At 71.8% G+C, this 24,176-nt stretch carries 31 protein-coding genes and 1 pseudogene; 18 read left to right on the top strand and 14 right to left on the bottom strand.

Features of this window, described 5'->3' with window-relative positions; all coding sequences use genetic code 11:
* The first annotated feature begins 4 nt into the window (after positions 1-4).
* On the top strand, positions 5-520 hold the full coding sequence (locus tag AB0O53_RS34080; RefSeq protein ID WP_350993056.1) for an SRPBCC domain-containing protein: 516 nt from the start codon (positions 5-7) through the stop codon (positions 518-520).
* 33 nt (positions 521-553) lie between these two features.
* On the opposite strand, the gene AB0O53_RS34075 is transcribed toward AB0O53_RS34080, so the two are convergent.
* A complete protein-coding gene (locus AB0O53_RS34075; RefSeq protein ID WP_350993208.1) occupies positions 554-1,021 on the bottom strand; it encodes a MarR family winged helix-turn-helix transcriptional regulator in 468 nt (155 codons plus the stop codon).
* 105 nt (positions 1,022-1,126) lie between these two features.
* Here AB0O53_RS34075 and AB0O53_RS34070 point away from each other — a divergent pair, with 105 nt between their 5' ends.
* Entirely contained in the window at positions 1,127-1,492 is a 366-nt protein-coding gene (locus tag AB0O53_RS34070) for a cupin domain-containing protein (protein WP_350993054.1), read from the top strand.
* A gap of 10 nt (positions 1,493-1,502) precedes the next feature.
* Here AB0O53_RS34070 and AB0O53_RS34065 read toward each other — a convergent pair whose 3' ends face one another.
* Entirely contained in the window at positions 1,503-1,829 is a 327-nt protein-coding gene (locus AB0O53_RS34065; RefSeq protein WP_350993052.1) for a PLD nuclease N-terminal domain-containing protein, read from the bottom strand.
* 90 nt (positions 1,830-1,919) lie between these two features.
* Between AB0O53_RS34065 and AB0O53_RS34060 the strand changes: the two genes are divergently transcribed.
* The 4 genes from AB0O53_RS34060 to AB0O53_RS34045 are packed head-to-tail and all read left to right on the top strand — an operon-like array spanning position 1,920 to position 5,381.
* Positions 1,920-3,377 (top strand): menaquinone biosynthesis decarboxylase, encoded by a 1,458-nt coding sequence (locus tag AB0O53_RS34060; protein ID WP_030026270.1) that lies wholly within the window; start codon positions 1,920-1,922, stop codon positions 3,375-3,377.
* The gene (locus AB0O53_RS34055) at positions 3,374-3,847 is read left to right on the top strand and encodes a hypothetical protein (protein ID WP_365200866.1); all 474 of its coding nucleotides are present in this window, start codon (positions 3,374-3,376) and stop codon (positions 3,845-3,847) included. Before AB0O53_RS34060 ends, AB0O53_RS34055 begins: the two co-directional genes overlap by 4 nt.
* Positions 3,844-4,767: a menaquinone biosynthesis prenyltransferase MqnP gene (gene mqnP, locus AB0O53_RS34050; RefSeq protein ID WP_350993049.1), complete on the top strand. Its 924-nt coding sequence runs from the start codon at positions 3,844-3,846 to the stop codon at positions 4,765-4,767. The genes AB0O53_RS34055 and mqnP overlap by 4 nt, the downstream gene beginning before the upstream one ends.
* Before the next feature lie 26 nt (positions 4,768-4,793).
* Entirely contained in the window at positions 4,794-5,381 is a 588-nt protein-coding gene (locus AB0O53_RS34045) for a Uma2 family endonuclease (protein ID WP_350993048.1), read from the top strand.
* Here the strand turns inward: AB0O53_RS34045 and AB0O53_RS34040 are convergent.
* Positions 5,371-5,982 (bottom strand): rhomboid family intramembrane serine protease, encoded by a 612-nt coding sequence (locus AB0O53_RS34040; protein ID WP_350993046.1) that lies wholly within the window; start codon positions 5,980-5,982, stop codon positions 5,371-5,373. The two genes, AB0O53_RS34045 and AB0O53_RS34040, sit on opposite strands and share 11 nt — an antisense overlap.
* 86 nt (positions 5,983-6,068) lie before the next feature.
* On the opposite strand from AB0O53_RS34040, the gene AB0O53_RS34035 reads away from it, so the two are divergent.
* Positions 6,069-6,773, top strand: a complete 705-nt coding sequence (locus AB0O53_RS34035) for a UbiX family flavin prenyltransferase (RefSeq protein ID WP_350993044.1) — start codon at positions 6,069-6,071, stop codon at positions 6,771-6,773.
* On the opposite strand, the gene AB0O53_RS34030 is transcribed toward AB0O53_RS34035, so the two are convergent.
* A complete protein-coding gene (locus AB0O53_RS34030) occupies positions 6,770-6,904 on the bottom strand; it encodes a hypothetical protein (protein ID WP_258054175.1) in 135 nt (44 codons plus the stop codon). The genes AB0O53_RS34035 and AB0O53_RS34030 overlap by 4 nt on opposite strands.
* Positions 6,905-7,026: 122 nt before the next feature.
* Here AB0O53_RS34030 and AB0O53_RS34025 point away from each other — a divergent pair, with 122 nt between their 5' ends.
* The 5 genes from AB0O53_RS34025 (at position 7,027) to AB0O53_RS34005 (ending at position 11,481) form a co-directional block, all read left to right on the top strand.
* A complete protein-coding gene (locus AB0O53_RS34025) occupies positions 7,027-7,482 on the top strand; it encodes an Lrp/AsnC family transcriptional regulator (protein ID WP_030026281.1) in 456 nt (151 codons plus the stop codon).
* 60 nt (positions 7,483-7,542) lie between these two features.
* Positions 7,543-8,706 carry an aminofutalosine synthase MqnE gene (mqnE, locus tag AB0O53_RS34020; protein WP_030026283.1) on the top strand — a complete coding sequence of 388 codons (1,164 nt, stop codon included), beginning with the start codon at positions 7,543-7,545 and terminating at the stop codon, positions 8,704-8,706.
* A gap of 109 nt (positions 8,707-8,815) precedes the next feature.
* Complete coding sequence (locus tag AB0O53_RS34015) at positions 8,816-9,340, top strand: GNAT family N-acetyltransferase (protein ID WP_350993041.1); 525 nt, start codon at positions 8,816-8,818, stop codon at positions 9,338-9,340.
* Positions 9,341-9,500: 160 nt separating this feature from the next.
* Positions 9,501-9,773, top strand: a complete 273-nt coding sequence (locus tag AB0O53_RS34010; protein WP_403139407.1) for a DUF4229 domain-containing protein — start codon at positions 9,501-9,503, stop codon at positions 9,771-9,773.
* A gap of 376 nt (positions 9,774-10,149) precedes the next feature.
* On the top strand, positions 10,150-11,481 hold the full coding sequence (locus tag AB0O53_RS34005) for a dicarboxylate/amino acid:cation symporter (protein WP_434094388.1): 1,332 nt from the start codon (positions 10,150-10,152) through the stop codon (positions 11,479-11,481).
* Positions 11,482-11,554: 73 nt separating this feature from the next.
* On the opposite strand, the gene AB0O53_RS34000 is transcribed toward AB0O53_RS34005, so the two are convergent.
* The 7 genes from AB0O53_RS34000 to AB0O53_RS33970 all read right to left on the bottom strand — a co-directional run bounded on the left by AB0O53_RS34000 (position 11,555) and on the right by AB0O53_RS33970 (position 15,694).
* Entirely contained in the window at positions 11,555-12,085 is a 531-nt protein-coding gene (locus AB0O53_RS34000) for a hypothetical protein (protein WP_365200857.1), read from the bottom strand.
* A gap of 50 nt (positions 12,086-12,135) precedes the next feature.
* On the bottom strand, positions 12,136-12,474 hold the full coding sequence (locus tag AB0O53_RS33995) for a hypothetical protein (RefSeq protein ID WP_350993033.1): 339 nt from the start codon (positions 12,472-12,474) through the stop codon (positions 12,136-12,138).
* Positions 12,447-12,767 carry a hypothetical protein gene (locus AB0O53_RS33990; protein ID WP_350993031.1) on the bottom strand — a complete coding sequence of 107 codons (321 nt, stop codon included), beginning with the start codon at positions 12,765-12,767 and terminating at the stop codon, positions 12,447-12,449. Before AB0O53_RS33990 ends, AB0O53_RS33995 begins: the two co-directional genes overlap by 28 nt.
* Complete coding sequence (locus AB0O53_RS33985) at positions 12,764-14,158, bottom strand: hypothetical protein (protein WP_350993029.1); 1,395 nt, start codon at positions 14,156-14,158, stop codon at positions 12,764-12,766. Before AB0O53_RS33985 ends, AB0O53_RS33990 begins: the two co-directional genes overlap by 4 nt.
* Positions 14,155-14,586 carry a hypothetical protein gene (locus tag AB0O53_RS33980; RefSeq protein WP_365200853.1) on the bottom strand — a complete coding sequence of 144 codons (432 nt, stop codon included), beginning with the start codon at positions 14,584-14,586 and terminating at the stop codon, positions 14,155-14,157. The genes AB0O53_RS33985 and AB0O53_RS33980 overlap by 4 nt, the downstream gene beginning before the upstream one ends.
* 62 nt (positions 14,587-14,648) lie before the next feature.
* On the bottom strand, positions 14,649-14,840 hold the full coding sequence (locus tag AB0O53_RS33975; RefSeq protein ID WP_365200851.1) for a DUF397 domain-containing protein: 192 nt from the start codon (positions 14,838-14,840) through the stop codon (positions 14,649-14,651).
* Entirely contained in the window at positions 14,837-15,694 is an 858-nt protein-coding gene (locus AB0O53_RS33970) for a helix-turn-helix domain-containing protein (protein ID WP_365200849.1), read from the bottom strand. The genes AB0O53_RS33975 and AB0O53_RS33970 overlap by 4 nt, the downstream gene beginning before the upstream one ends.
* A 155-nt stretch (positions 15,695-15,849) precedes the next feature.
* Between AB0O53_RS33970 and AB0O53_RS33965 the strand changes: the two genes are divergently transcribed.
* From AB0O53_RS33965 to AB0O53_RS33955, 3 genes are all read left to right on the top strand, one after another.
* Positions 15,850-16,257 carry an ATP-binding protein gene (locus AB0O53_RS33965; protein WP_365200847.1) on the top strand — a complete coding sequence of 136 codons (408 nt, stop codon included), beginning with the start codon at positions 15,850-15,852 and terminating at the stop codon, positions 16,255-16,257.
* 326 nt (positions 16,258-16,583) lie between these two features.
* A complete protein-coding gene (locus tag AB0O53_RS33960; protein WP_350993020.1) occupies positions 16,584-17,324 on the top strand; it encodes a helix-turn-helix domain-containing protein in 741 nt (246 codons plus the stop codon).
* A gap of 56 nt (positions 17,325-17,380) precedes the next feature.
* Entirely contained in the window at positions 17,381-18,148 is a 768-nt protein-coding gene (locus AB0O53_RS33955) for a class I SAM-dependent methyltransferase (protein ID WP_365200844.1), read from the top strand.
* On the opposite strand, the gene AB0O53_RS33950 is transcribed toward AB0O53_RS33955, so the two are convergent.
* Positions 18,145-18,528, bottom strand: coding sequence for a DUF6193 family natural product biosynthesis protein (locus AB0O53_RS33950; RefSeq protein ID WP_350993016.1), 384 nt, complete (start codon positions 18,526-18,528; stop codon positions 18,145-18,147). The genes AB0O53_RS33955 and AB0O53_RS33950 overlap by 4 nt on opposite strands.
* A gap of 53 nt (positions 18,529-18,581) precedes the next feature.
* On the bottom strand, positions 18,582-19,217 hold the full coding sequence (locus tag AB0O53_RS33945; protein ID WP_365200841.1) for a hypothetical protein: 636 nt from the start codon (positions 19,215-19,217) through the stop codon (positions 18,582-18,584).
* Positions 19,218-19,361: 144 nt separating this feature from the next.
* Between AB0O53_RS33945 and AB0O53_RS33940 the strand changes: the two genes are divergently transcribed.
* From AB0O53_RS33940 to AB0O53_RS33930, 3 genes and pseudogenes are all read left to right on the top strand, one after another.
* Complete coding sequence (locus AB0O53_RS33940; RefSeq protein WP_365200838.1) at positions 19,362-19,709, top strand: GntR family transcriptional regulator; 348 nt, start codon at positions 19,362-19,364, stop codon at positions 19,707-19,709.
* 47 nt (positions 19,710-19,756) lie between these two features.
* Positions 19,757-20,722 carry a DUF1648 domain-containing protein gene (locus AB0O53_RS33935; RefSeq protein ID WP_365200835.1) on the top strand — a complete coding sequence of 322 codons (966 nt, stop codon included), beginning with the start codon at positions 19,757-19,759 and terminating at the stop codon, positions 20,720-20,722.
* Positions 20,723-20,806: 84 nt separating this feature from the next.
* Positions 20,807-22,671, top strand: a pseudogene (locus tag AB0O53_RS33930) (AMP-dependent synthetase/ligase).
* Between the two features lie 111 nt (positions 22,672-22,782).
* Here the strand turns inward: AB0O53_RS33930 and AB0O53_RS33925 are convergent.
* A complete protein-coding gene (locus tag AB0O53_RS33925) occupies positions 22,783-22,983 on the bottom strand; it encodes a hypothetical protein (RefSeq protein ID WP_365200832.1) in 201 nt (66 codons plus the stop codon).
* Positions 22,984-24,176: the final 1,193 nt, after the last annotated feature.

The raw sequence follows: 24,176 nt of genomic DNA, 5'->3' as shown, positions 1-24,176 counted from the left end.
TGGCATGTCCCTCGTGAGCCATGCCACCAGCGAACGACGCGGCGAGAACCACTGGCTGCTCCGCTTCGAGCTGCACCTGCCGTACTCCTACGAGGCCCTCTGGCACGCCGTGACCACACCCGACGGGCTGCGCGGCTGGCTGGCCGCGGCCGACGTCCTGGAGCGGCACCTCGGCGGGGCCGTCACCCTGCGCTGGCTGAACACCGGGACCGCGGTGACCGGCCACGTCACGGCCTGGGACGTGGAGCGCGTCGCCGAGTACACGGTGAGCGAGCACGGGAGGATCCGCTTCCACCTGGAGGCGGTCGGCACCGATTCGACGGTCGTCCGCTTCGTCAACGAGCGCGGCGGCTCCGACGACGACCGCCTCGACTGCCTGGCCGGCTGGCACGAGCACTTCGAACTGCTGGACGCCGCCCTGGCCGGACGGCCGACGGACTGGTCCGCCTGGACGGACCGGCGCTGGGCGCGGCTGCGCGCGTCCTACGACTCCTTCGGCGGGGCCCGCAAGGCGTCCTGAGGCCGCGCCGCCACGGCCGCACGGCCTCCCCGCTCACCACACCGGGCGCAGGGGCGGCAGCCCCTCCTCCCCGTGGAGCGTGCGTACGACGCGGGCCAGTTCCCGGCGCAGGGCGCCGATGTCCGCGCTGCCGGCGAGTTCGGCCTCCAGCTCGTGCAGGACCCGGCCCGCGACGGCGAGGTGGTCGCGGGCCGCGGCGGTCAGGACCACGAGCTTGCGGCGGCCGCCCTCGGGGTGCGGCTCGCGCCGGACGTAGCCGCGCCGCTCCAGGTCGTCGACGATCTGTCCGGCGGCCTGTTTGGTCACTCCGAGCCGCTCGGCGAGCTCCGTGGCGGTGGCGCCCCGTCCCTTCAGGGCCTGGAAGGCCATGCCGTGCACCGGCCGCAGGTCCGCGTACCCGACCTCGGCGAGGCGCCGGGTGAACTCGGCCAGCACCAGCTGGAAGCCCAGGCCGAGCAGGAACGTCAGCTCGACGCCGTCGCCCGCCCCGCCGCTGTCCATCGTGTCTTCTCTCGTCACGCAAATATGGTGACACGTTCGGGTCAAGCTGCTTTACTCGGCGAGTAAAGCAGCTTGACTCATTCGACAGAAGGACCCGCCTTGTACGTGATCACCCCGTCCCCCGAGCACGTCACCACCACCCCGAACGCCACCATGACCGGCCTCGCCGCCCCCAGCCGCGGCAGCTCCGAGCTCAGCACCTGGCGCGTCGACATGCCCGCCGGTGGCACCGGCCCCGAGCACTCCGTCAGCCGCGAGCAGGTCTGGACCCTCACCGCCGGCTCCCTGGAGGTCACCTTCGAAGGCCGCACCGAGACGGTCGCCGTGGGCCGGACCCTGGTCCTCCCGGCGGACGCGCCGCGCAGGATCCACGCCCCCGAGACCTTCTCGGCCCACGTGGCGATGCGCGCCGACGGCGTGGTGTCGGTGCCGGGCGAGGACGAGCCCCGCGTCCTCCCGTGGGCCCGGTAGGCCCGGTCGCCTAGTCGGCGTCCTTTCCGTTGTCCTTGTCCTTGTCCCGGTCCTTGTTCTCCTGCTCGTCGCGCAGGGACTTCAGGAACTCCGGGTTGTCGTCGGGAGCCACCCACTGGCCTCGGCTCCGGGACCCGCGCCCGCCACCGCCGGAGGCCACCCGCTTCTTGCCCGCGAACAGCCACACCACCGGCCCCACGATGGAGAACAGCAGGATGATGATCACCCACATCGCCTTCGGGAGGTGCTTGACCTCTTCCTCCGGCGTGTTCAGGCAGTCGATGAAGGCGTAGATGGTCAGCGCGAGGATCAGCAGGAACGGCAGATAGCGCAGCACGGTGTGGGACCGACTCCCGGGCAGTGGCGGCGGACCCGCAAGGGGCCCCGGTGACGCTCCCAGCGTAGTTGGTGACGGATACTGGCCCCTATGGCTTACGACGATCTCCGCTCGCTGCTCCGGGCTCTGGAGCGAGAGGGCGACCTCAAGCGCATCAAGGCCGAAGTCGACCCGTACCTGGAGGTCGGGGAGATCGTCGACAGAGTGAACAAAGCCGGCGGTCCGGCGCTGCTCTTCGAGAACGTCAAGGGCTCGGCGATGCCGCTGGCCATGAACGTCTTCGGCACCGACCGCCGCCTCCTGAAGGCCCTCGGCCTCAAGTCCTACGCCGAGATCAGCGAGAAGATCGGCGGCCTGCTCAAGCCCGAGCTGCCGCAGGGCTTCATCGGCGTCCGCGAGGCCTTCGGCAAGCTCGGCTCGATGGTCCACGTCCCGCCGAAGAAGGTGAAGGGCGACTCCGCGCCCGTCCAGGAGGTCGTCCTCACCGGCGACGACGTCGACCTGGACCTGCTGCCGGCCCTCTTCACCTGGCCCAAGGACGGCGGCTCCTTCTTCAACCTGGGCCTCACCCACACCAAGCACCCCGAGACCGGCGTGCGCAACCTCGGCCTCTACCGGCTGCAGCGCCACGACAAGCGCACCATCGGCATGCACTGGCAGATCCACAAGGACAGCCGCAACCACTACGCCGTCGCCGCCGCCAAGGGCGAGCGGCTGCCGGTCGCGATCGCCTTCGGCTGCCCGCCCGCCGTCACGTACGCGTCCACGGCGCCGCTGCCCGGCGACATCGACGAGTACCTCTTCGCCGGCTTCGTCGCGGGCAAGCGGATCGAGATGGTCGACTGCAAGACCGTCCCGCTCCAGGTCCCGGCCAACGCCGAGGTCGTCGTGGAGGGCTGGCTGGAGCCCGGGGAGATGCTCCCGGAGGGCCCCTTCGGCGACCACACCGGCTTCTACACGCCGCAGGAGCCCTTCCCGGCCCTGAAGATCGACTGCATCACGATGCGCAAGCGGCCGCTGCTGCAGTCGATCGTGGTGGGCCGCCCGCCGACCGAGGACGGCCCGCTGGGCCGCGCGACGGAGCGGTTCTTCCTGCCCCTGCTGAAGATCATCGTCCCGGACATCGTGGACTACCACCTGCCGGAGTCGGGCGGCTTCCACAACTGCGCGATCGTCTCGATCGACAAGAAGTACCCCAAGCACGCGCAGAAGGTCATGCACGCCATCTGGGGCGCCCACATGATGTCGCTGACCAAGCTGATCATCGTGGTGGACAAGGACTGCGACGTCCACGACCTGCACGAGGTGTCCTGGCGGGCCCTCGGCAACACGGACTACTCCCGCGACCTCACCGTCGTCGAGGGGCCGGTGGACCACCTCGACCATGCCTCCTACCAGCAGTTCTGGGGCGGCAAAGCGGGCATCGACGCCACGAAGAAGCTGCCCGAGGAGGGCTACACCCGCGACGGCGGCTGGCCCGACATGGTGGAGTCCGACCCCGCCACCGCCGCCCTCGTGGACCGCCGCTGGAAGGAGTACGGCCTGTGAGCCCGATCGCCGTCGAGGGCCCGGAGCTGAACCTCGGCACCGCCGAGGCGTACGTGGCCCTGGCCCGCCCGAAGATCGACCCGACCCAGCCCGGCGTGATCGCCGCGGCCCGGGACGCGGGCGTCAGCCCGGAGGAGTTCGCCGGCCCCGGCGACGTCTGGACGCTGATGTACGACGCGGACGGCGACGGCGACGGCTTCGAGCTGCCCGGCGCCCGGGACACCGAGGCCGACGCCTTCGCGGAGCAGCTGCAGCTGGCCCTGGCCGCGGCCGAGCCGTTCACCGTCGACGCCGGCAACTTCCTGCGCCTGGACGCCCGGCCCGCCGGCGCCGACTGGGCGGTCACCGCGCACGTCACCCCGCCCGAGGGCGAGGAGGACGGCCCCGGCGCCCGGACCCTGGAACTCGGTGCGCTGCCCGCGACGCAGCTGCTGGCCGAACTCGAACAGTTCCGGAGGGAACTCGCATGATGACCACCGCCGATGGAGTGGTCGGACAGGGGCCCGCGCCGGAGGCGGCCAACAAGGTCAAGGCCTTCCTGCGGCTGGTGATGATCGAGCACTCGGTCTTCGCGCTGCCCTTCGCCTACATCGCGGCGCTGACCGCGATGTTCCAGCTCGACCGGACCGTGCACTGGGGCAAGCTGCTGCTCGTCACCGTCTGCATGGTGGGGCTGCGGACCTTCGCCATGGCCGCGAACCGGATCATCGACCGCGAGATCGACGCCCGCAACCCGCGCACCGCGGGCCGCGAGCTGGTCACCGGCGCGGTGTCGGTCCGCTCGGCCTGGACCGGAGCGGGGATCGCGCTCGTGGTCTTCCTCGGCTCGGCGGCCCTGCTGAACCCGCTCTGCCTGGCGCTGGCTCCGGTCGCCGTCGTCCCGATGGTGGTCTACCCGTACGGCAAGCGGTTCACGAACTTCCCGCACGCCATCCTCGGGCTCGCCCAGGCGATGGGCCCCGTCGGGGCGTGGCTGGCGATCACCGGCGAGTGGTCCTGGGACGCGGTCATCCTCGGCCTGGCGGTCGGCGTGTGGATCGGCGGCTTCGACCTGATCTTCGCCTGCCAGGACGTGGCCGCCGACCGCGCGGAGGGCGTCAAGTCCGTCCCGGCCCGCTTCGGCGTCCCGGCCGCCCTCTGGGGCGCCCGCGGCTCGCACGTCGTGACCACGCTCCTGCTGGCCTGGTACGCGCTCGCCACGGACGCGGGCCCGCTGTTCTGGGCCGGCCTCGCGATCGTCGTCGTCGCCTTCGTCTACGAGCACACCATCGTCACCCCGCACGACCTGTCCCGCCTGAACCGCGCCTTCTTCACGGTCAACGGCTTCATCGGCATCGCCCTCTTCGTGTGCGCCCTGGCCGATCTGGTGGCCCGAGGTCTGACCTTCTGAGTAGCGTGCGGCCTACCATCGAGTGCATGGACAGGGAGGCCGACGTGACCGTCTCGGAGATCGACCGCCTGCACTCACAGCTCAGCCGGTTCGAGGGCATGTTCCCCGGATACCGGGCGGAGATTGTCGAGGGCGCCATCGTGATGAGTCCGCTCAAGCCGCACCACGGCCGGACCATTCGTCTGCTGTGGAACGACCTGGAGGCCCAGCTGGGTCCGGAGTGGGGGTTCCTCACGGACGTCGCGATCCCTTTCGACGGCGACAACGAGTTCTGTCCCGACCTGGCTGTCGTGCCCGCCGTGGAGGCGGACAGGAACCTCAGCGCATATCCGCCCGATCTGGTCGAGCTGGCCGTCGAGGTCGTTTCCCGCGGCAGCGTCCGCAACGACTACGAGGTCAAGGACCGGGCCTACGCCCGGCGCGGGATCCCGCACTACCTGATCTTCGACCCGTACAAGGCGCACTGCGTGACCCTGTGGAACCCCGGCCCGGAGGGCTACCGGGGCCGGGACACCATCCCGTACGGCGGCGAGGTGACCGTCGAGACCGGCATCGGCAAGCTCGTGATCGACACCTCGGGCCTGCCCGTGGACCCCTCCGTCGTCAGTCCGTGAGGGCGGCCGGGCGGCGGCGGGGCGGGCGCTGGAAGTAGAGGGCCGTCACGATGCCCGCCACCAGGCCGCACAGGTGGCCCTGCCAGCTGACGCCCGAGTCCGTCGGGAGGATGCCGGAGACGATCGTGGTCCCCCAGACGGCGGCGACGCCCACCGCCACCGCGATGCCCAGCGCCTTGCGCTCGACGAAGCCCCGGACGAGCAGGTAGCCGAAGAGGCCGAAGACGATGCCGGATGCACCCAGCGTCATCGTGCCGGACGGGGATATCAGCCAGGTGCCGAGGCCGTCGGCCAGCAGGATCAGGCCGCACACCGCGAGGAACCGGCGGATCCCGGACAGGGCGGCTATGAAGCCGAGGACCAGCAGCGGGACGCTGTTGGAGGCGACGTGGTCGAAGCCGAAGTGGAGGAAGGCCGCGGAGAAGATGCCGGTGAGGCTGTCGGGGTCGCGGGCGAGGATCCCGTACTGGTCCAGGGCGTGGCCCGTGGCGTAGTCGACGGCCTCCAGCACCCACAGCAGGGCCACCCAGCCCAGCATCAGCTTGGCCGCCGTCTTCGCCCGGTCGGTCTGCGTCCGGCCGGTATCCACCGTCGTGCTCATCTTCGCCCCCTTCGCGGCTCCCCTCACGGGAACGTGCGGTCACCTTACTGAGTGCCCGCCGGGCGTGGCCGGATAGTCTCGGAGGTATGACAGAGCGCAATCGCACCCCGTGGGTGGTCGGGGTTTCCGGGGCGTCCGGGACGCCGTACGCGGCGGCGGTGCTCCGCGGCCTGCTCGCCGCGGGGGAGAGCGTCGACCTGGTCGTGAGCCGGGCCTCGCGCCTCACCCTGCTGGACGAGACCGGCATCGCCTTCCGTGACGCGCACTGGCGCGAGGACCTCGCGGAGTGGCTGGCCCGCGGGGCCGACGGCAAGCCGGGGACCTTCGAGGGCCTGACGGCCGGCGCGGACGTGCGGTACTGGGGTGCCGGGGACCTGGCAGCAGGCCCGAGTTCGGGCTCGTACCCGGTCAAGGGGATGCTCATCGTCCCGGCGTCCACGGCCTGCGTGGCGGGGGTGGCGCTCGGGCTGTCGAAGGACCTGCTCCAGCGCGTGGCGAGCGTGACGCTCAAGGAGCGGCGCCGGCTGGTGGTCGCGGTGCGGGAGACCCCGCTGAACGGTCAGACGCTGAAGCACCTGGTGGCGCTGGACGAGGCGGGCGCCGTCGTGCTGCCCGCCTCTCCGGCGTTCTACGCGGGTGCGACGCACATCCAGGATCTGGTGGATTTCGTCGCGGGGCGGGTGCTGGACGCGGCAGGGGTGCCGCACCGGCTGTACCGCCGTTGGGAGGGGGAGCTGGGCGGCGCCCGCTCCCCCGAGGGGTCGAACGGTGGTGAGCAGGCCGGTGACTAGGCCTTCTTGCGGCCCAGCGGCTTGCGGGCCTTGTCGACGCGGGCGGCCGCGGCGGGCTGGTGGGCTCGGGATCGGTTGGCCAGCTCCTGGAGCTGTCGCATGTGTGCGTGCGCCATCTCGATCGTGAACACGGTGTACCACTCCTGAAGATCGTTATTGATCTGCTGAAAGAAATCGCAGGGTGTTGACCCTGTGTGCCTTAGATTCTATACCTAGACTTGCAGGATCGCCGAATAATGGAAGGCTCCACGTAATGGACACGGTGGACAGGCAGCTCATCCAGGCACTCCGGGAGAACGGTCGCGCCTCATACGCCGAGCTGGGCCGTCTCGTGGGCCTCTCCGGCCCCAGCGTCACCGACCGCATCAACCGTCTGGAGACGGCCGGCGTCATCACCGGCTACCGCGCGACGGTCGACTCCGCCTCGCTCGGCCTCGGCGTCACCGCGCTGATCGGCATCTCCCTCTCCGACGCCGCCGACCACGAGGACGTGGCCCGGCGGCTGCGCGACCTCGCGGAGATCGAGGACTGCTGGTTCATCGCCGGCGACGACTCGTACATGCTCAAGGTGCGCGCCAGCGACGTCGACGGCCTGGAGAAGATCATCCGCAAGCTCTCCGGAACCAAGGGCGTCTCGCGCACCCGCACCACCATCGTGCTCTCCACGAAGTGGGAGAACCGGGTCGGGGAGCTGCCCGAGGAAGCCTGAGAGTACGGTTGGTCAGGGTTGCAGGACAGGCAAGAGGCATCTAGAGGAGGCGACCGGTACATGGACGCTGGGCTCAAGCGTGAGCTGGAGGAGAAGGTCCGCTCCGGCGAGCGGCTGACCCGTGAGGACGGCATCGCCCTCTACGAGTCGGACGACCTGGCCTGGCTCGGTGGCCTCGCCCACGAGGTGCGCACGCGCAAGAACGGTGACGTCGTCCACTTCAACGTCAACCGCCACCTCAACATGACGAACGTGTGCACCGCGTCGTGCGCGTACTGCTCGTTCCAGCGCAAGCCGGGCGAGAAGGACGCGTACACGATGCGCATCGAGGAGGCCGTGCGCCTGGCCAAGGCCATGGAGACGGAGAACCTCACCGAGCTGCACATCGTCAACGGCCTGCACCCGAACCTGCCGTGGCGCTACTACCCGCGCTCGCTCTCCGAGCTGAAGAAGGCGCTGCCGAACGTCTCGCTGAAGGCGTTCACGGCGACCGAGATCCACCACTTCGAGACGATCTCCGGCATGTCGGCCTCCGACATCCTGGACGAGCTGATCGAGGCCGGTCTGGAGTCCCTCACCGGCGGCGGTGCGGAGATCTTCGACTGGGAGGTGCGCCAGCACATCGTCGACCACCGCACCCACTGGGAGGACTGGTCGCGCATCCACCGTCTCGCGCACTCGAAGGGCCTCAAGACCCCCTCGACGATGCTGTACGGGCACATCGAGGAGCCGCGCCACCGCGTGGACCACGTGCTGCGGCTGCGCGAGCTCCAGGACGAGACCGGCGGTTTCCAGGTCTTCATCCCGCTGCGCTACCAGCACGACTTCGTGGACATGCAGGACGGCAAGGTGCGCAACAAGCTCCAGGCGCGCACGACCATGGCCACCGGCGCCGAGGCGCTGAAGACCTTCGCCGTCTCGCGGCTGCTCTTCGACAACGTGCCGCACGTCAAGGTCTTCTGGGTGATGCACGGCGTGCAGACCGCGCAGCTCGCGCTCCAGCACGGTGCGGACGACATGGACGGCTCGGTCGTCGAGTACAAGATCACGCACGACGCGGACAACTACGGCACCCCGAACAAGCTGGGCCGTGAGGACCTCCTGGAGCTGATCCGGGAGGCCGGCTTCCGTCCGGTCGAGCGCAACACGCGCTACGAGATCATCCGCGAGTACCCCGGCCCGGACGCGGACCTGCGCGAGACCCCGCAGGCGATGCGCGTCTGACCCGGTTCCGACCCGCACCGCAGCCGCTCCCGGCGAGTTAACCCCGGCCCATGGGCCGGGGTTTAGCTTTGTCTGGACGGGCCGATGAGGTAATGGTTAAACTCGAAAAATGACCCTTACTTTCACCCTGGATCCGGTCGTCGGACCCTCCCTGCGTGATGGAATCCTCGAACTCTGGACGGACGTCTCCAACGCGGGCGGCGCCGTGGGCTTCGTGCCGCCGGTCACCCACGACGACGTCCGCCCCTCGCTCGACAAGCACCTCGCCGGCGTCGCCGACGGGACCTGCCGGCTGCTCGTCGGGCACGACGAGGGCGGCGCCGTCGCCGCGACCGCCTTCCTCACCCACAACACGCACCGGCTCCAGCGGCACTGGCTGTGGGCCTACACGGTGATGGTCCACCCGCGCCACCAGGGCAAGGGCCTCGGGCGCGACCTGATGGCCGCCACCGAAGCCGCGGCCCGCTCGATCGAGGGCATCGACGCCGTCCGCCTCACCTGCCGCGGCGGCCTCGGCCTGGAGCACTTCTACTCCTCCTGCGGCTACAAGGAGGTCGGCCGCGTCCCCGGCGCCGTACGGGTGGCCCCGGGCGACGACCGCGACGACATCACGATGCTGCTGCCGCTCTACTGACCGGGTCCGCGGCGCCGGCGTACGCACCCCGGCGGGCCGCGGCCGGGCCCCGGCGTGCTTCACTGGACGGGCACCGTGCGACGCACGACCTGACGACCACGACGAGAGAGAAGGGGTCACCGTGTCCCTCAAGCCGAGCGCAACGATCCGATACACCGCGATGCGCCTGGGCGTCTTCGTCGGCTGCCTCGCCGTCGTCGCCGTCCTCGTCCACTTCGGCCTGGTCCCCGCCGGTCTCGGCGACGCCAACGGCGCCTGGGTCGTGCTGCTCGCCCTCGTGCTCTCCGCCCCGCTCTCCTTCGTCCTCCTGCGCAAGCAGCGCGACGAGATGTCCACGCAGATCTCCGGTCGCGTCGCGGGTGCGAAGCAGAAGCTCGCCGACAACCGCAGCCAGGAGGACCAGGCGGACGACGCGGCGCGCGTCGGGTCGTAACACCGCAGTTGGCTTCATCACACACCGAACCGCCCCAGCACCGGGTATACCGCCCGTAACGCTGGGGCGGTGGCGTTTTCCGGGCCCGCGCAAGAGGCACCCGTGCGCCTCTGTCTCAAAGGGCCCCTTTGAGATTCTCAAAGGAGAAGTGTTAGCGTGTTCAACATGTTGACCACAGCTGCGCACCCGATGATCGCGAGCGTCCCGCTCGTGACGCGCCTGCACGTCGACCTCTGCCGCCGCGCGTCCGCGGCCTGTTGCTGTTGAGCTGAATCGATACAGCAGCGGTCCCGGCCGGCCCTTCCTGGCTGCTGCCGCACCGCAACACCACGCAGAACCACCCCCTCACTTCGTGCGCCACCTCCGGAGAGTGTCCGTGTCCGCGACCCCACAGGCCCCTGCCAAGGCCTCGTTCAAGTTCCCCTTCTGGGCCCAGATCGTCGCCGGTCTGGCCCTCGGCGTCCTCTTCGGCTGGATAGCCCGCAGCCAGGACGTCAGCTGGCTCGCCACCACCCTGGAGAAGACCGGCGACATCTTCGTCCAGCTGCTCAAGCTGGCCATCGCCCCGCTCGTCTTCTTCGCGATCCTGGTGTCGATCACCAACCTGCGGAAGGTGAACAACGCGGCGCGCCTCGCCTCCCGCACCCTCCTCTGGTTCATGATCACCTCGCTGATCGCGGTCGGCATCGGCATCGCGATCGGCCTGCTGACCGACCCCGGTTCGGGCACCGGCCTCACCGCCGCCGACGGCAAGGAGCCCAAGAAGACCGGCTCCTGGATCGACTTCCTGACCGGCATCGTCCCCACGGACATCGTCACGCCGTTCACCGAGCTGAAGGTCCTTCAGATCGTCTTCCTGGCCGTCGTCGCCGGCATCGCCGCGCTCCAGCTCGGCGCCAAGGCCAAGCCGGTCCTCGACCTCGCCGAGTCCGCCCTGGAACTCCTCCAGAAGGCCCTGTGGTGGGTCATCCGCCTCGCCCCGATCGGCACCATCGGCCTGATCGGCACCGCGATCGCCACCTACGGCTGGGACCTGATCGGCAAGTACGCCACCTTCACCGCCGACATCTACATCGGCTGCGCCCTGGTGATGTTCGGCGTCTACCCGCTGCTGCTCGCCACGGTCGCCAAGGTCAGCCCGATCCAGTTCTTCAAGGGCGCCTGGCCCGCCATCCAGCTGGCCTTCGTCTCCCGCTCCTCCGTCGGCACCATGCCGGTCACCCAGAAGGTCACCGAACGCCTCGGCGTCCCGAAGGAGTACGCCTCCTTCGCCGTCCCGTTCGGCGCCACCACCAAGATGGACGGCTGCGCCGCGATCTACCCGGCGCTCGCCGCGATCTTCATCGCGCAGATCTTCGACGTGCAGCTGGGCATCAAGGAGTACCTGCTCATCGTCTTCGTCTCGGTCATCGGCTCCGCCGCCACGGCCGGCCTGACCGGCGCCACCGTCATGCTGACGCTGACCCTGTCCACCCTGGGCCTCCCGCTCGCCGGCGTCGGCCTGCTGCTGGCGATCGACCCGATCCTCGACATGATCCGCACGGCCACCAACGTCGCCGGCCAGGCCCTGGTCCCGGTCATCGTCTCGGCCCGCGAGGGGATCCTGGACAAGGAGGCGTACGCCAACGCCTCGGCCTCCCCGCTGGACGAGCCCGACGCCCCGGCCGTCACCCCGGCCGCCCCGCAGCCGGCCGCCGCGACCGCCTGAGGCCCCGGCCCGCGCTTCCCGCTCGCCGCAGCCCCCGCCCCCGTCCGGGCGGGGGCTGCGGCGTTTCCACCGCTCAGTCGACTCCTCTGAGGTAGACCCGGCTGGTGCTGTCGTCGACCCGCGCCACCGCGACCTTCAGCCAGTTGAGGTCCTCCTCGCACGGCGCACACACCTGACCCTCGCGGACCTGGGGCAGCAGTTCGGGCTCCGGCAGCCCGAGGTGCGAGAACGGCGTCGTCGGATTCGTGCTCAGGGTGAGCGGCTGCTCCCGCAGCCGGAGCGGCCGCTCCGGCTTCAGCCGGCCGACGAACGCGTCCACCTCGGCCGTCGGAAGGACGAAGGCCAGGATCAGGCCGTCGTCCTGCAACCCCTGCAGGTGCGCTGCCTTCGCCTCGGTCGCCGCCTCCGGCAGCTGCACCCCGAGCGTCTTGGAGACCGACTCCACGGTGGCCCCGTCCACCCACTGCGTCAGCTGCCCCGACGAGCGCTCCGCGCCCGGGGCACCGCCCTGCACGGTCCCCGAGCACCCGCTCACGAGTCCGCCGGCCAACACCAGCCCGCAGACCAGCACCGGACGCCACCTGCCGCGCCGCTCTTCGCCCATCGGGCGTCGAGTCTCCTTCGGGGTCGATGCCACGGACGTCGCCACGGGCGTCAGACCGTGCGGGCGCGGGCGTAGGCGGTCGCCGCTATCAGGACCGGGGCGGCGAACCACCAGCGGCCCATCGTGCGGCGGTAGAGCGGGGTGATGGTGATCAGCAGGCCCAGCAGGCACAGGAACACCGAGAAGCCGCCCATGAAGCGGGCGTCGTCGCGCAGCTGGTCGTACGGCGAGGCCGGGCGCACGGCCAGGGCGACGTAGCAGGAGTACACCGCCGGGACGTAGAGCACGACGAGCGGGACACCGAGGACCGCGCGCAGGCAGCCGCCGTCCTCGGGCAGGTCGACGTCCTCGCGCGGCAGCCTCAGCCGAGCGTCTCGATACGGACCCACGCGATCACCCCCAGAACGAGCGGCGGCGCGAACCACCACGGGCCCAGCGCCCTGCGGACCGGCGGCACGAGCGTGACCAGCACCCCGAGCAGGCTCAGGCAGAGCGCGAGGAACACGGCCGCCGCCGTGCCCTCGTACCCCTGGTGGTCCCACGCCGCCTGCGGGCCGCGGAACACGGCGACGTACACGAACACGGCGTTCAGGGCGTGCACGAGGGCGAGGGGGAGCCCGACCGCCCAGCGCACCCATCGACGGCCCCCGGACGGGACGGTGGTCCCGCTGCCGACTGTCATCGCATCGCGTCCTTCACCTTGCCGAGAGCGTCGCCGAAGTCGTCGCCGTAGTCCTGGGCCTTGCCCGACTGCCAGTACGGGCCGCCGTTGTAGCGGGCGGCGATCTCCCGCATCTGCGCGTCGGTCAGCTCCCCGGCGGGCACGTCGCCGTACCCCGCCTCGGCCTTGAGCTGGGCCAGGTACCCCGCGGCGATGAACGCATTCTGCCGGGGGTCCTGCAGCGACTCCTCCACCAGGTCCCGCTGGGCGTCCGTGAGGTGCGCCGGATCGTAGCCGAGCACCTCGGCGCCCCGGCGCAGCTGGATCGCGATCGGCCCGAAGGAGGTCTCGTCGGGCGTGCCGCCCAGCCGCCAGGGCAGGTCCCGCGCCGCGACGGGGCTCAGCGGCGAGTCGGCCGCGCCGCGCAGGGTGTCGGTGAGGTCGTCGGTGACCCCGTACTGGCCGCCGATCTCCTTCCAGGCGATGCCCGCGACGAGCTCCTCGGGCAGCCCGCAGTGCCGGGCGGCGGCCCGCAGCACCTCCCTGTTGTGGGCTATCCAGGCGGCCCGCTCCTCGTCGTCGCCGGGCGGGTCCCAATAGCTGTCGTCCGCCTGCGGCAGGGAAGAGATCCGCATCCGGATGTCCCGCAGCGCGGGCGACATCCCGGCGTCACCGGGCGGCGGCGCCGTCTCCCGCTTGGGGCCGCTGCCGGGCAGGTGGGTCAGCGGGGAGCCGGCCGCCTCCGCCGCCTCCCGGCGGATGTCCGCCATCGCCGCGTACAGGTCGGGCCGCGCACCGGCGCCGCCCGGCACCTTGAACTCGGGGAGCAGATCGTACGCCTGCTTCAGCGCGTGGACGCAGGTGGCGCGGGCCTCCTCCTCGACGGTCCTCGCGAGGTGGAAACTGCCGCCGGCCCCGTCGTGGAGCCGGTCCGCCTCCTCCCGGATGTCGTCGACGTCGAGGGTGGCCTCGGCCAGGAGGTCGAGGAAGCCGGTCGTGGCGCGCATGTCCTCCCACTGGCGCATGGGCTCCGCCGCCCGCGCGACCTCGGTGACCGCCACGCCCTTGGTGGCGATGAGCGCGGCGAGCGCCCGCTCGGTGTGCCGGCCGTTGCGGTAGTGGGACTTGGCGGTGGTGACGGCTGCGGCGTAGGCGTTCAGGGCGCTGGCGGCCCTGTCGTACCCTTCGGCCATCTGCGCCACGAGCAGCCGGGCCTCGGTGAGGCGCGCGGTGTACGTCCGGCTGCCCTCGCTCTCCCACTCGGTACGGGTCTCCGCGCGCCGGGCCGGCTCCCCGACCTGCACGAGGAGGTCGCGCAGGCGGCGGAACTCGGCGGCGTTCCGCTCGATCAGCGGCGGATTGCACTCCTCCAGGAACGCGACGTCCTCGCGGTGGCTGAGCCCGCTGCTCACTTGCACTCCGGCGGTACGTACTGCCCCGCGGCGAGCAGGCCGGCCAGAAAGGACCGGGCGGTGTCGTCGTCGACCTCGGCGAAGCTCGTGCCGGCGGTCTTGAGGCGGGTCGCGAGGCCGGCGAAGAGGGCGACGGTGTCCTTGAACTGGTCGTCGGCGAACGCGGCGAAGCGGAGGGTCTGTGCGGCCACGTCGGCATGGGCGCGCGGGGCGCGCGCCATGGTGCTCGCGTCCCCGTCGGGGCGGCCCTCGTGGAGCAGCGCGGCGATCTCGATCAGGAGGTTCGCGTTGCCGTTGATGGAGGAGGCCGTGGCCACGAGTGTCCCGGCGGGGCCGCCACCGGGCGCGGCGGGCGCGGGTACCGGGTCCGGCGCCGGTGCCGAGCGGGCGAGGGCTTTGTGCTCCGCCCATTCCGCGTCGAACGACATCCATCCCCCGCATAGTTGGCGACCGTTCATCGAGAGACGCGGGAGAGGAACCCCCGGTTCCGTCACCGGCCGGACGCGTGTGCGACGAACCCTTCCCAGGCGGGGCGGCCGAAGGCCAGGTGGGCACGCGCGGTGTCCTTGGAGTCGCGGACCAGGACCGCGCCGGGGGTGGCGGCCACCTCGACGCAGTCGTCGCCTTCGCTGCTGTCGCTGTAGCTGCTCTTGAACCAGCCGAGCTCACGGTTGTCGGTCATGTCTCTCCCAGCAGTTCCTCGATGAAGGCCCGCGATTCCCGGGGCGTGAGCGCCTGAGCTCGGATGATGCCATAGCGCAGTTCGAGGATTCGGAGGTGCTTCGGGTCGGAGACCGTTCGGCCGTGGAACGCGCCGTCCGATCGTCCGACCGCCGAGCCGTCGGCGAACTTCAGGACTTGGATCCGCCCGCCCATGCCTGCGTGCTCCTCGCGGTTGGTGGGCATCACCTGGAACTCGACGTTCGGCAACTGGATGACCTCCAGGAGGTGTTCGAGCTGGTGGCGCAGCACCATTGTGCCTCCGATCGGACGGGTGAGCGTGACCTGTTCCTGGACGAAACTGAGCGCGGGTCCGGGGGTGCGTTCGAAGATGGATTGACGAGCCAGGCGGGCAGCTAGGTTGTGATCCATTTCGTCCTGGGAGTAAGCGGGCCTCCGCATCCTGAACAGCGCCGATGCGTACTCCGGTGTCTGGAGCAGACCGTGGATGTTGTGGTTGCCGTACGAGCCGATCTCGACGGCCCTCGCCTCCAGCTTCGCGAGGTCCCGCACCTTCTTCGGGTAGCGGACCTGCTCCAGGTCGGCCTTCATCGCGGAGATCCGGCCCCCGGCGTTCAGGACCTCGTCCGCCCTGTCCAGGTACTCGGGGCGGGGGATCCGCTTGCCCGACTCGACCTTGCGGACCTGGTCCTCCCCGTACTGGATGGCCGCCCCGAAGTCCGCGGGCCGCAGGCCGGCCGCCTCGCGCCAGGCCCTGAGCTGGCGGCCCAGCGCGGCCACCACCGCCGCGCCCTGTTCGTCCTCCGGATCGACGTCCCAGCCGGGCTCTTCCGTACCGTCACTGTCCACGCCCACGCGCGCCCACCTCCGACGAGCCGATGTACGCAACGCCTCGTACCCGTCGGGTCGGTCCGGACAGTCGGGACGGGGCCGGACAAGCCCCGGACAAAGCCGGGACGCACGGGCGGTGCCGCTTCTCACGGTACGCACGCACGGACACGCTCAGTGACGTGATTCCTCAACTCGTCGACTTCCAGGTCCAGCTGTCCGCGACCCCGCGCGCCGCACGTCTCGCCCGTCTCCTGACCGTCGAGCAACTGCGCGGCTGGGGCCTGCCCCTGATCGAACCCGCGCACGTCGTGGCGGAGCTCGCCGCCAACGCCGTGACCCACGGGCGCGTGTCCGGCCGGGACTTCCGGCTCGCCCTCACCGCGACCCCGGAGACGCTGCTGATCGAGGTGACGGACGCGCGCGGCGACCGGATCCCGCGCATCCGCGACGCGGGTCACGGGCTGGTCATCGTGGAAGCGATGGCGGCCCGTTGGGGCGTCAGGGAAGGGCCGTCGCCCTGCAAGGTGGTGTGGGCGGAGGTGCCCCTGACGGCCGGGTCACGGGGGTCCGCGACCCGGCGTGCTTAGACGCATAAAGACCCAAAGAACCGGGGGAAAGAACCAACCCACCAACCAAACCCGGCCCCCGTCGCTCGGTCGGGTGAAAGGTGTCAACTGAGCTGGATTTCCGGTGGGTTGGTGGGCATATGCTCGCCGCGACAACTCCAGACATGAGACGGCCCCCGGTGGGACTGGCATCCCGGCCGAGGGCCTGACCAACAAGGAAGTAGCACCACTTCCCAATGGCTCGACAGCACCCTAGCGCGCCCTCGCGCGCCACGTCCCTCGTTCCCTCCGGCGCCGCCCGATCCGGTGTCATCCACGTCAACACGTGGCACGCGAGTCACTACACCGTGGTCGGTAACCACCTCCTCCAGCACCGCGAGCTGTCCGCGACGGCGATCGGCGTCGCCGCCTACATCCAGTCGCTGCCGGACGGCGCCCCCGTCGGCATCAAGGCCCTCGCCGGCCGCTTCCCGGAGGGCGAGGTGCGGATCGCCTCCGCCCTGCGGGAGCTGGAGCGGCACGGCTACCTGGAGCGGCGGCGCGAGCGGCTGGAGGGCGGGCGGGTGGTGACCCGCACGTACTCGTACAACAAGCCGGGCTCCGCCTCGGGCGGCCCGCCCCCGCCTCAGCCGCCGGATCGGGAACCCGTACCGGACCCGGACGTGGACCCGGACCCGACGCCGGAACCGGAGGTGGCGGCGGCTCCCGAAGCGCAGCTGCCGCCGCACCCCGGGGCGGCCGACCTGCTCGCGGGGCTGCGGCGGCACGACCCGCGGCTGCTGCTGGCCGAACGCGACGTACGACGCCTCGTGCCCTCCGTATCGGCCTGGCTGGAGCGCGGCGTGGACCCCGAGTCCGTTGCGCGGGTCCTGTCGTCGGGCCTGCCCGAGGACATGCGGCGCCCCGCGTCCGTCCTCGCGTACCGGCTCACCGCCCTGCTCCCGCCGCACCTGCCGGCCGCCCCACCGGCCCCGGCGGCCCGGCCGCCCGCGCGTCCGGACCCGCTCCAGAACTGCGACGGCTGCGACCGCGCCTTCCGCGCCCCGACCCCGGGCCGCTGCCGAAGCTGCCCACCGGTCGCGGCGTAGGGGCCGCCGTGCATGTCCTCCTCGGTGACCCGTACGCGGCGGCCTAGGCTGCGCCGATGGAACGCTTATCCGATCGACCCGAGCCCGAGAACACGGCGAACACCGCGAACACGGCGAACACCGCGAACGACTACGACGGCTTCGCCGAGGCGTACGCGGCGGAGAACGACCACAGCCTCGTCAACGCCCACTACGAGCGGCCCGCGATGCTGGCCCTCGCCGGGGACGTGAGCGGCCGCCGGATCCTGGACGCCGGCTGCGGCTCGGGCCCCCTGGCCGCGGCACTGCGCGACCGTGGTGCCGTCGTCACCGGCGTGGACGTCAGCGCCGCGATGCTGGCCCTGGCCGGGCGGCGGCTCGGCGACGGCGTGCCGCTGCACCGCGTCGACCTGCGGGACCGACTGCCCTTCGCGGACGGCGAGTTCGACGACGTGATCGCATCACTCGTCCTGCACTACCTGGAGGACTGGGGGCCGACGTTGGCCGAGCTGCGGCGCGTGCTGCGGCCCGGCGGGCGGCTGCTCGCCTCGGTGGACCACCCCTTCGTCGCCTACGCCTTCCAGGAGCCCCGGCCCGACTACTTCGCCACCACCGACTACGCCTTCGAGTGGGTGATCGGCGGGCATTCGGCCCCGATGAGGTTCTGGCGCAAGCCGCTGCACGCGATGACCGACGCCTTCACCGCCGCCGGCTTCCGCCTCTCCACGATCGCCGAACCCCAGCCGGACCCGGCCGCCCGCGCCCTCTTCCCCGACGCCTTCCAGGACCTCTCCCGCAAGCCGACGTTCCTCTTCTTCGTGGTCGAGCGCCTGGCGGGCGTCTAGGGGGGCGTGGGGAGGTCCGCCGGCAGCGCGGCGACGAGCAGGGAGACGGCCTCGGCCGTGCTCGCTGCCTCCTGCAGTCGGCCGTCTGCCGTTCGCACCTCGTAGCGACCGTCTCCCCGTGCTCGCGCCAGTGGCAGGCCGTCGAAGACCGGAGGGGCGGCGCGACGGCTGAAGCGGAGCCAGTAGACGCCGGTCCCCGGCGACAGCGCGCGCAGCCTGGGCTCGACGAAGGCGGCTTCGGCCAGTGCCCGGAGGTGGGACCGGTCCCGGACGCCGAGTCGCTCCCGCAGCCTCAACCACCGTTCCTCGATGGTGTCGCCGAGACCGTCGACCGGGTACCACGTACGGGGCTCCGGGGTGGGTCGGCTCTCCTCATGCATGCGTTCGATTCTGCCGGACGAGGCCGGTCGACGAGGTCCGACAGCGACGTCCCCTAGTCCTCCAGGAGGTCCAGCTCGGCGTCGGTGAAGCGGGCGGCGCACGCGTCCTCGGTGGCGGTCATCGAGGCCATGCCCAGCATTCCCGATGTGAAGTGGCGGGCGTGGAGGGTCCATTCCTGCTTCTTGTACTGGGCCATGACCATCGAGCCCTTGTCGAGTGCCACCTCCTCGACGGGGCGGGACTCCTTCCAGCCCCGCTCCACCAGACCGGCGAGGGCGGAGTGGAACTGCTTGCGCGCCTCGGCGGGGTCCTGCGCGGAGCCCGGGTCCGTCGGCGACGACCAGCCGACACTGCACTCCGCCATCCGCGCCACCACCTCGTCCCGGGCACGCTCCCTGTCGGTGGTCGGTAGGTCGGCAGGGTCGGGCGAGACAGGGCGCGTCGGGGTCAGGGGCGTCGTCTTCCCGGGGAGGCCGGCGGCGGCGGTGGCCGCGGCCAGGTCGGCCCGTACGGCCTCCTTGCCGAAGGCCGTCGGGGCGGCGGCAGGGGTGGGGGCGGCAGGGGCGGCGGGTGTTGCGGCCCCCGCCCGTACGGCGTCGCCGCCACCGCATCCGGCGACGAGTATCGCGCCGACGACGGCGGCCGCGGCCCGGGCGGCCCGCCCCGGTCCGGTCATGGTGGTGCGCATGCGGTGTCTCTTTCTCCGTGGTCGGTCGCAGGAGTTTCGCACGGCATCGCCGCAGCTCGCGGCGCAATATCGCCCCGGCCCCACCCGGCCCGAGGCGAAGACCGTTGAACAGATGAGAGCGATGGTGCTAGCTTCAATGGCACCATGTTGCTGAGGCTGAACATCGCGGACCACCGCCCCCTGCACGAGCAGGTCGCCGCGGCCGTGCGGCGGGCCATCGCCGAGGGCGAGTGCGCGCCCGGGGACCGGCTGCCGCCCGCGCGGGACCTCTCGCAGGCGCTGGGCGTCAACACCAACACCGTCCTGCGCGGCCTGCGGGCCCTGCGCGACGAGGGGTTGCTGGAATTCCGGCGCGGGCGCGGGGTCACCGTGGCCGGCGGCGCGGACCGCCGCTCCGAGCTGCTGGAGCGCGTACGCGAACTGGTGGCGGACGGAGCCCGCCTGGGCTACGGGAAGACCGATCTCATCGAGATGATCAGGGAGGCGCCGTGAACGGCGGCAGGGCTTGGGGATTAGCCGGCTGGGCGGCCGGGATACCGGTGGTGCTGGTCGCCCTGCCGCTGGCGGCGCGCGGGCGGCTGCCCGAGCGGATGGCCACGCACTGGGGCGGCCCGTCCGGCGCGCCCGACGGAGCCTCGTCGTTCGCGGGCGCGGTGGCCTTCCCGGTGGCGGTGTGGACCGTACTGGTCCTCGGGGTCGCGGCGTTCGCCGCCGCCCGGGCCTGGGCGGCGACCGCGCTGCTGCCCGGCGGTGCGGCCCTGGTCGGGGCGCAGGCGGTGGTCGTACGGGCCAACCTGGACCGGGCGGACTGGCGCCGGGCCGACCTGCCCGACCTGCGGGTGGCGGCGGCGGTGTGCGCCGCGGTCGCGGCCGCCGCCGCGGCCGGATGGTTCGTCGACCGGCGGGAGGGGAGGCCGGGCGACGCCCGCCCGCCGGCCCGCGGGCCCGTCATGGACGTTCCCGAGGGGGAGCGGGTCGTATGGCTCGCGCGGACGTCGAACCCGTGGCTCCGCCTGACCGCCGCCGTACTGGGGGCCGCTGCCGCCGTCGGTGCGGTCGCCGGGGCGGGCGGGCTGCTGACCGGCCCGACGACCGGGTCGGCGACTGGTCCGGTGGCCGGTCCGGTGGCCGGGCCCGTGTGGTTCGTGGTGCCGCTCGCCTTCGCCGCCCTCGCGGTCCTCGCGTGCTCCTCCGTACGGGCGCGCGTCACCGGGGAGGGCCTGGAGGTCGCCTTCGGCCCGCTCGGATGGCCCGTACGGCGCTGGCCGGCCGCCGTGGTGGAGTCGGCCCGGGTGGAGGAGCGCCGGCCGGCGCAGGTCGGCGGCTGGGGCTACCGGCTGAGCGGACTCGGCACGACGGTGATGCTGCGCGCAGGCGAGTGCCTGGTCGTCCGGGCCCGCGGCAAGGACTTCGCGGTGAGCGTCGACGACGCGGCCCGCGGAGCTGCCCTCCTCAATTCCCTCGCGGGGTGCGGTGGCGGCGGTGGCGGAGTGGAGCGTCGGTGAAGAAGGCGTCCGAGGGCTGGTCGGACGGGTTTCCCCTCCGTAAATTACCGGCGGTAACACTCGTGTGAGCCGAGGAGGGGCGCCGTGGAAGCGGAGCCGAAGCTGGTGGAGCCCGTCCGGACGGTCGTCGACGGAGTGGTGCGCGAGGTGCGGGTACCCGCGCTCGCCGCGGCCCCCGCGCACGGATCCCTCGGGGACATCCCCTTCGACAACGCCGCCCAGGCCCCGAACGAGGCCGTGCTCGCCCGCAAGGAACCCGACGGGACCTGGCGCGACGTCACGGCCGCCGAGTTCGCGGCCGAGGTGCTCGCCGTCGCCAAGGGGCTGATCGCCGAGGGGCTGCGCGAGGGCGACCGGCTCGCCATCATTGCCCGCACCACCTACGAGTGGACCCTGCTCGACTTCGCCGGCTGGGCCGCGGGGCTGGTCACCGTACCGATCTACCCCACCTCCTCCGCCCTCCAGGCCCGCTGGATCATCCAGGACTCCGGCGCCGTGGCCTGCGCCGTCGAGGACACCGTGCAGGCCCGCATCATCAGTTCCGAGCGGGTCAACCTGCCCTGGCTGGCCCACCTCTGGGAGTTCGACACCGGCGCGATCGGACGGCTGGTGAAGGCGGGGGAGCGCATCCCCGAAGCCCTCGTGCACGCGCGGCGCGGCAACCGCACCCCGGACTCCGTCGCCACCCTCATCTACACCTCCGGCACCACCGGGCAGCCCAAGGGCTGCGTCATCACCCACGCCAACTTCTTCGCCGAGGTGGACAACTCCATCGAGCTGCTGCACCCCGTCTTCAAGTCGGCCAGCAAGGACCCCGCCTCGACCCTGCTGTTCCTGCCGCTCAGCCACGTCTTCGGGCGCATGGTCGCGGTCGGCTGCCTGCGGGCCCGCGTCAAGCTCGGGCACGCGCCCAGCATCCGTACCGAGGACCTCCTCGCCGACCTCGCCGGCTTCCGCCCGACCTTCCTCCTCGCCATCCCCTACGTCCTGGAGAAGGTCTACAACACCGCCCGCGCCACCGCCGAGAAGATGGGCCGCGCCTCCTCCTTCGACCGGGCCGCCCGCATCGCCCGCCGCTTCGGCGAGAGCATCGAGGGCAAGGCGCCCGGACCGGTGCTGCGCGCCGCGCGGGCGCTGTACGACCCGCTCGTCTACCGGCGGATCCGCACCGCGCTCGGCGGCCGCGTCCGCTACGTCCTGAGCGGCGGATCACCGCTGGGCCGCAGACTCGCCGCCTTCTACACCGGCGCCGGCATCGAGGTCTTCGAGGGCTACGGGCTCACGGAGACGACCGGCGCCAGCACCGTGACCCCGCCGCAGCGGCCCCGGCTCGGCACGGTGGGCTGGCCGCTGCCCGGGACTGCCGTGCGGATCGCACCCGACGGGGAGGTGCTGCTGGGCGGCCGGCACGTCTTCGCGGGCTACTGGAACAGCGGACAGGCGCTCCCGTCCGGCAGCTGGCTGGCCACCGGGGACATCGGGGAGCTCGACGCGGACGGTTACCTGACCATCACCGGCCGCAAGAAGGACCTGATCATCACCTCCGGCGGCAAGAACGTGGCCCCGGCGCCGCTGGAGGACTGGCTGCGCGCCCACCCGCTGGTCGGGCAGTGCATGGTGGTCGGCGACAACGGCCGTACATCGCCGCGCTGATCACCCTGGAGCCGGACGGTCTGTGGCACTGGCGCCAGATGCGGAAGAAGCAGAACGTGCCGATGCGGGAACTGGTGCGGGACGAGGAACTGCTCGCCGATCTCCAGCGGGCCGTCGACGACGCGAACCAGCTGGTGTCGCGGGCCGAGTCGATCCGCCGGTTCGCCGTCCTGCCGGGCGACTTCACCGAGGCGCGCGGTCACCTGACCCCGTCGCTGAAGCTCAGGCGGGGCGCCATCGCGCGCGACTACGCCGACCGCATCGACGAGCTGTACCGGGGGCCGCGGGAGGCGTGAGCCGGCCTTCCCCGCCCGCCTCCGAGGCCCTGACCTGCGCTGCCTGTCCCGGCAGGCCGGCGAGCCGCCCCGGGAGCACCGAGGGCGGTGCTCCCGGGGCGGCCCGCCGCCTCAGGCGGCGTCGGACCGGCGCCTGCGCAGCGACGCCCGCGCGGGGCGGCCGGGAGCGCCCCGGGAATCGGGCCGCATGGGGATGAGCGTGCCGGTGGCGGCGCGCTCCATGGAGTATCCGACGATCGCGCCGGGGGCCACGCGCAGGGCTCCCACGGCGATGGCGGCTTTGAGCAGGGCGAGACGGTGGATGCTGGTCATGGCGTACTCCTTGGCGCTGCGGGGGCGGAGGCGGCCGGCCTGCGGAGCCGAACCTCGTACGACCATTGCGCCCCGCCACCCCCCACCCGTCACGCCACGGCATCTCGGGGCTTGACACGGGGGCTCCGGCGGGGGCGGGGGCATGGCGGGGCGGAAGGCGGGGCGGGGGCGGCAGGCGGGGCGGTGGTGTGGGGGAGGGGGTTTCGCCGGGTCGGGGGTCGGGAGGCGCGGCGGGGCGCGGCGGAAGCCGGTGGAGCGGGGGCGCCGAAGCGCGGCGGTGGCTTCGGGTGAGCGGGATGCACTCGGGCGGGAGTCAGTGACGTTCTGGGGGTTTTTCCGTCTGTCCGATGGTTTTCCGGGTCGTGCCGGTCCCTCAAGGGCGCTCCTGCGTCGCGTCGCGTTGCGATGGCCTTCGGCCACCCTTGACCGCCCGTCCCGCCCCGGAACTACGAAGGACCGGCGGAAAACCCCAAAAGAACGAGCCGGGCGACGAGAGACCATCGGGGCGGTGTCCAGCACGAGCAAAGCCAGGCACGCCCCAAATCGCTACGCGCTCCTGCCTGACGGCGTCAGCGAGCCCCTGTGGCTGGACATAGGCCGCCTTTGCTCACAGCGGGCTCCTCGATCACGCGCCCGCAGCCCGTCCGGGGCCGGTCACAAGCCGCAGAGGCCCGATGACCTGCTCATGGGCGGCGTCTGCGGGCGGTTCGGGGGAGGAAAAGCGCCGGATGACGGCTGAGGCGAACCCCATCCGTGTCTGCGCGAGTGCGAGCCTCGGAGGGTCGTCAGTTTGCCCCAATTACCCCTCTTTGGATGGGCGGTTGAGAAGTCACCTGGTGTTGTCGGGGGTTGGGATCGGCTGGGCCGATGGATCGCCCTCCTGCCCCTCGAATCCGCCCCTCCCAGCCCCGAACGACCGCCGGACGCGGTCAGGGCGAAGCGCGTAGCGATCTGGGGCGGCCTATGTCCAGCCACAGGGGCTCGCAGTCGCGTGATCGCGAAGCGCGTAGCGATCGATGGCGGCTTATGTCCAGCCCACGAGGCCTGCAGACGCCGTCCGGCAGGAGCGCGTAGCGATCTGGTGCGCTCCGGGCTCCCGCCCGCGCATCGCTGATGTGGCCGTCCCTGAAACGAAGGTCCCGGCTCGTTCTTTTGGGGTTTTCCGCCGGTCCTTGCAGTTCCGGGGCGGGACG

Source organism: Streptomyces erythrochromogenes, assembly GCF_040684695.1.
GTDB lineage: Bacteria > Actinomycetota > Actinomycetes > Streptomycetales > Streptomycetaceae > Streptomyces > Streptomyces erythrochromogenes_C.
Note: the sequence above shows the minus strand (reverse complement) of the source record. Positions and strands in the feature narration are given on the sequence as shown.